Here is a 4,373-nt window from a genome sequence, read left to right as displayed (position 1 = left end):
GATCCGGGGTATCGTCGCTCGAACGAGACATCACATTCTCTTGATAGCGGGTCCCTTGATCCTAGTGTGGTGATAAGCGCCTGGCATTACAAGGCGGTGTCAACCGCCAAGAAGCTCACCAGCGGCCCCTTGCACAGGTTTATTTCCTTGCTGCTCCTTCGTCGTCCCGGTCCTTCGTCGTCCCGGTCCTTCGTCGTCCCGGGCCATGGACGCGCGGCGGTGGCGTTCAATCCCTAGGCAATCGGTCAGCGGCGTGATCCTGATATTGATCGGGCTTGATCCGATTGCCGTCCAGCCCGCGCTCCTGGCCATGCTGCTTCTTGTTGCGATTCGACAAGACCGCGTTTTCTTCGATCTCGTCCTTCTCCGGGGAGGTCACCGCGCCGGCGCCGGCACTCTTGCCTGGCTGCTGCGGCCGAAATGTTTTTTACCGCCGGATGCCATGATATCCTCCTTCGAATCGGGGACACTCGTCGGTGCCCGTTGTTCGACGTCCGAACTGGCATCGCGCTGTAATGTTCCGCTTCACCCAGCGAGCAGAAAGGCGTCGCCATCCCACGACCGAAACGGCTTCTCGCCGTCGATGAGGACCCGCAATTGATGAGCTTGCGCCAGACGGCCGATATCATCGCGGTCTGAGAGAAGTGATCCGCGATAGGAATAGTTCAGCAAGGCGAGCCAGCCCGGCCGTTTCAGAACGCGCGCAATTTCGTCGAAATGCCGATCAGCCATGCCGGCCAGAACCAGATAGGGAAAGCTGTCCACCGCCAGCACGCAATCGAAACTGGCGTCGGCGAATTCGGACAGATCGAGACCGGAGGTTTGTCGCAACTCGACATTGCCGAGTGCGGCGCATTGCTCGGAGGCGATGGAGATCATCCGCGGCGATATGTCGATGCCGACCATCCACTTGAAGGATTTGCACAGCGCGCGCTCGAAACGGCCGATGCCGCAACCGATGTCGAGAATGCTCCGTTCCCTTCCGGTGAATTCTCGCGCCTCCAGCCATGCGACGATTTCGTTGGTCGTGACTGTGAGCCTTGCCTCATCGCCGAGGGATGCCAGTTGGACACTCGCGGCTCCCGAAATCGCTGCCGCGGCATCGAAGCTGGAGGCCAGCCGCATGACGACAGCGACATTCGTCTCGCCCTCATCGCGCTCATGCCGAACGGCGCCACCCGTTGCCCGCAACATGGCGAAGACGTCTGGTTTGCAGCGCAGCAGTCCGGCGACCTTTCGCAGCCTTGCTGCGTCGCCGGCATCCGCCGGCTGGACCTTCAGCACGACCTCCGCCAATTCCGCCGCTCCAATTGTGGGCGGCAGGTGGAGCGCCAGCCTGACGAGAACACCTTCGGCGCAAATGCCATCGGCCATGCAGTCTTCAACCGCCAGCCTGACCGATGTCGTGCGCCGGGCGGCTTTCGGTGCGGTTACACTCATGCATCAACTCCGCGTCCAGACCCTGCGCATCGTCCACCTGTCGACGGCGCCCCAGCCATATTTATAGGCCTCCTGGCCGCGCAGAAAATCGAACTCGCGCGCATCTTCGCGGATCGCTTCCGCGATTGCGTGGCCAATCAGGATCGCACCTGGACTCTCCTCGGCATAAGCAGGGTCGAAGCCACCGAGATAAGCATAGGCACGGCCGCGGTGGTGAAATCCGTAATAGGCGCCGACGGTTCCGCCATCGATCGCGAACAGCCAGCATCGCACCAGACCGTGAGCGTCGAGCAAGGGAAGTGAGAGCCGATGGAATTGCTCGACGGCGGCGTTGGCCAACACACCGCCTCCTTGTTCGGCCCAGCGCATATTGTGCAGGCGGATCAATTGATCGAGGAAAGTTTGCGGACTGCCGCTTGCCGACAACAGCGCGATCCGGCCGCATCTTGATGCGGCTTGACGCGCCCGACGCAACTGGCGTCTGCGTCTTGCGGGGACGCAGCCTGCAAGCGTTTCGTCGCCGGCGAGGGCGAGCACGGGGCAGGCGGCATGGGCGGTCGGCCAATCCATCTCGGGATGCGTCATCGCAAGGGAGAGGCTGTCCTGCGGCAAGTCCGACAAGATCCATTGCGCCCACCCGATCGAGAGGATCGACTCGGCGACAATGTCGACGACCTCGGCTTCGCTCCCAGGGACAGCCAGAATGTCCAGATAATCGCTGAGCGAAATGCCGACCGGAAGCAGCTTCGAACCGGATATCCCATGCTCAAGGTAGAATGGCGCCAGCCCGACCAGATCGTCGCCACGCCAGACCGCGACCGTCGCCAGTTCACCAGGTGCGAATGCGTGCCACCACGGCACCAGCCAGGCGGGAGATTGAAACGGAGTCGCCGAGGGACTCTGCTGCCACAGTTTCCACCAGTGCGGCGTCAAGGCGTCCAATTGTGTGAGGTCACCGATGATTTCGCTGCGCAGCACAGTTTAGCTCACGGCGTCGCCGCGAAGCGCCGGCGACCAGTGCCAAGCCGTGCCAGCGCTTGATAGGCGTCCATGTAAGACGAGATCATGCGTTCCAGCGAAAACCGCCGTCGCGCTTCGGCCCTGCATGTCTCGGCATCCAAGCTGGGCGCCGCAAGAATGGCTTGGGCCATCTCGTCGACCGTATCGACGAGAAAGCCCGTCCTGCCGTGCTCTATGACATCGGGAAGCGCACCATTTGGAAAGGCGACCACCGGGGTACCGCAGGCGAGGGCCTCCATGGCCACAAGCGAGCTGGTCTCGGCTGCGAGACTCGGAATGACCAGACAGCGCGCCGCATTGAGAATGCGTCGCTTGGCGGTGAAGCCGAGAGGGCCAAGGAAGCGGCGGCGGCCATCGAGGCGAGGTTGGACCTCATCGCGAAAGTACCGCGTATGCGTTTCATAGGGATAGACCTTGCCGCCGATGACCAGCGGCACATCTGCCTGTTTGGCTGCGTCGAGCGCCAGGTGGACGCCCTTTTCCGGACAAACCCGGCTTAGAACAAGGGCAAAGCCGCGCTTCGACTGCAGCAGGGTCAGTGCTTCGATGTCAACGCCGTTCGGAATCGGCGCCGTCAGCCGGGCGTCTGATGGCGCGGTTTTCTGCTGGGTGGGCGAGACCGCATGGAGCCAGAGATCACCGCGCGTGGGGCGCAATGCCGCGGCCGGATACCAATCCAATGGCAGGTGGAGGGTCACCAAGGTCGGACCATCGTCGGGCAGATAAGCGTCGAAATCTATGCCGTGCAGATGAACCACGTCGATGGGCCATCGGGCACGGGCAGCCGCGATCGCCTCGCGATGGGCCTGTTGCGCGCGGCTCTTCGCCGCCTCGTCGAGTACGCCGTTTTCGGCCGGTATTTCCACAAGCGTGCCGCTCGTTCTGGAGCCTCGGCAGCCAATGACGATAGATCGATGACCGGCCTGAACCAGTGCCCGATCGAGCATCGACAGAACCTGTTCGGCACCGCCGACAGCGTCGGGGCCGACGGGCGCGAGAGGGTAGGCGACATTGAGGACGGTGAGTGTCTCGCCTGGGCGCGTCTCGTTGCCCTGCGCCGTATCTCCACCTGTCAACGGCGTCGCGAAGTCCTGCATCTGATGCATGGGCAGCATGACATTTCACGCGGCCGAGGCCCGCTGCGTGGGGAGCGAGGCGGATGTCATGCCAGGCGCATAGCGGCGGATCATGGTTGAACAGAATTCAGCGAACTCCTCCGGCACCAGGGGCGGGCTGGTGTGGTGGGGCATCATTCCGCGGTGCTGAGGTGTGAAGCAGAAGGTGACCGTCACATCGAAATCGGCGAGTGCTTCCATCTGCCGGTCGAACCAGTCCAGCGCATTCGGCCGAAAACTGTCCGCCCAGGAAAGCCCGGTACGCATATTGGTGACACCCAGCCGCTTCATCCAGGCGACGGCATCGTCCAGCCGCGGGTCTTCGAAATGAAACCACTGCACCAGGCCCATTGCGGGTGTATGGCGCAGGAATTCCTCCAGCGCGGGCTTTGGCGTGCCGTCCTGGCGTAGCAGCCCCATATGGAAATGACGATAGTAAGAGGAGCCCTCGGCTTCGCGGTGACGCGTCGTTGCTTCCCATTCACGCGGAAGATCGTAGAGGCTGTACCACTGGATGCGTGGCGCATTGCCGAGCAGCAATTCAGCTGTGCGCTTGAGCCCCCAGACTTGGATTTCCTCGGCGCCGAAGGTCGATACGCCGACTTCGCTGACCCAGATGGGAAGATCGGTGACGGTCGCGATCTCGCCGATCTTCTGCGGCCATTCCTGGATCTGCCACAGATTCCAGTCGAGGGGAAAGCCGTGCACGGCGACGGCATCGACATGATCCAGCACGCCGAATTCCTTCATGCGGGTGATGAACCCCGGATCTATTGGCGAGATGCCACCGAGCACTTT

Annotated in this window: 4 protein-coding genes; all 4 read right to left on the bottom strand. The window is 62.3% G+C overall.

The window, feature by feature from the left end:
* Positions 1-525: 525 nt before the first annotated feature.
* Positions 526-1,440 (bottom strand): class I SAM-dependent methyltransferase, encoded by a 915-nt coding sequence (locus EN984_RS24095; protein WP_127270587.1) that lies wholly within the window; start codon positions 1,438-1,440, stop codon positions 526-528.
* Positions 1,441-1,443: 3 nt separating this feature from the next.
* A complete protein-coding gene (locus EN984_RS24090; RefSeq protein ID WP_128306976.1) occupies positions 1,444-2,418 on the bottom strand; it encodes a GNAT family N-acetyltransferase in 975 nt (324 codons plus the stop codon).
* Between the two features lie 8 nt (positions 2,419-2,426).
* Positions 2,427-3,575, bottom strand: coding sequence for a glycosyltransferase (locus EN984_RS24085; protein WP_127269612.1), 1,149 nt, complete (start codon positions 3,573-3,575; stop codon positions 2,427-2,429).
* A 6-nt stretch (positions 3,576-3,581) separates the two neighbouring features.
* A partial coding sequence (locus EN984_RS24080; RefSeq protein ID WP_127383995.1) for a beta-xylosidase occupies positions 3,582-4,373 on the bottom strand: 792 nt, incomplete at its 5' end.

This window comes from Mesorhizobium sp. M7A.F.Ca.CA.004.12.1.1, from assembly GCF_003997835.1.
Classification (GTDB): Bacteria; Pseudomonadota; Alphaproteobacteria; order Rhizobiales; family Rhizobiaceae; genus Mesorhizobium.
The sequence above is the reverse complement of the archived record's forward strand: the minus strand, read 5'-3'. Positions and strand labels throughout refer to the sequence as shown.

Bases quoted from the DNA above. Each gene is read 5' to 3' on its own strand.
- EN984_RS24085 (WP_127269612.1), bottom strand. From the start codon at position 3,575: ATGCTGCCCATGCATCAGATGCAGGACTTCGCGACGCCGTTGACAGGT.
- EN984_RS24095 (WP_127270587.1), bottom strand. From the start codon at position 1,440: ATGAGTGTAACCGCACCGAAAGCCGCCCGGCGCACGACATCGGTCAGG.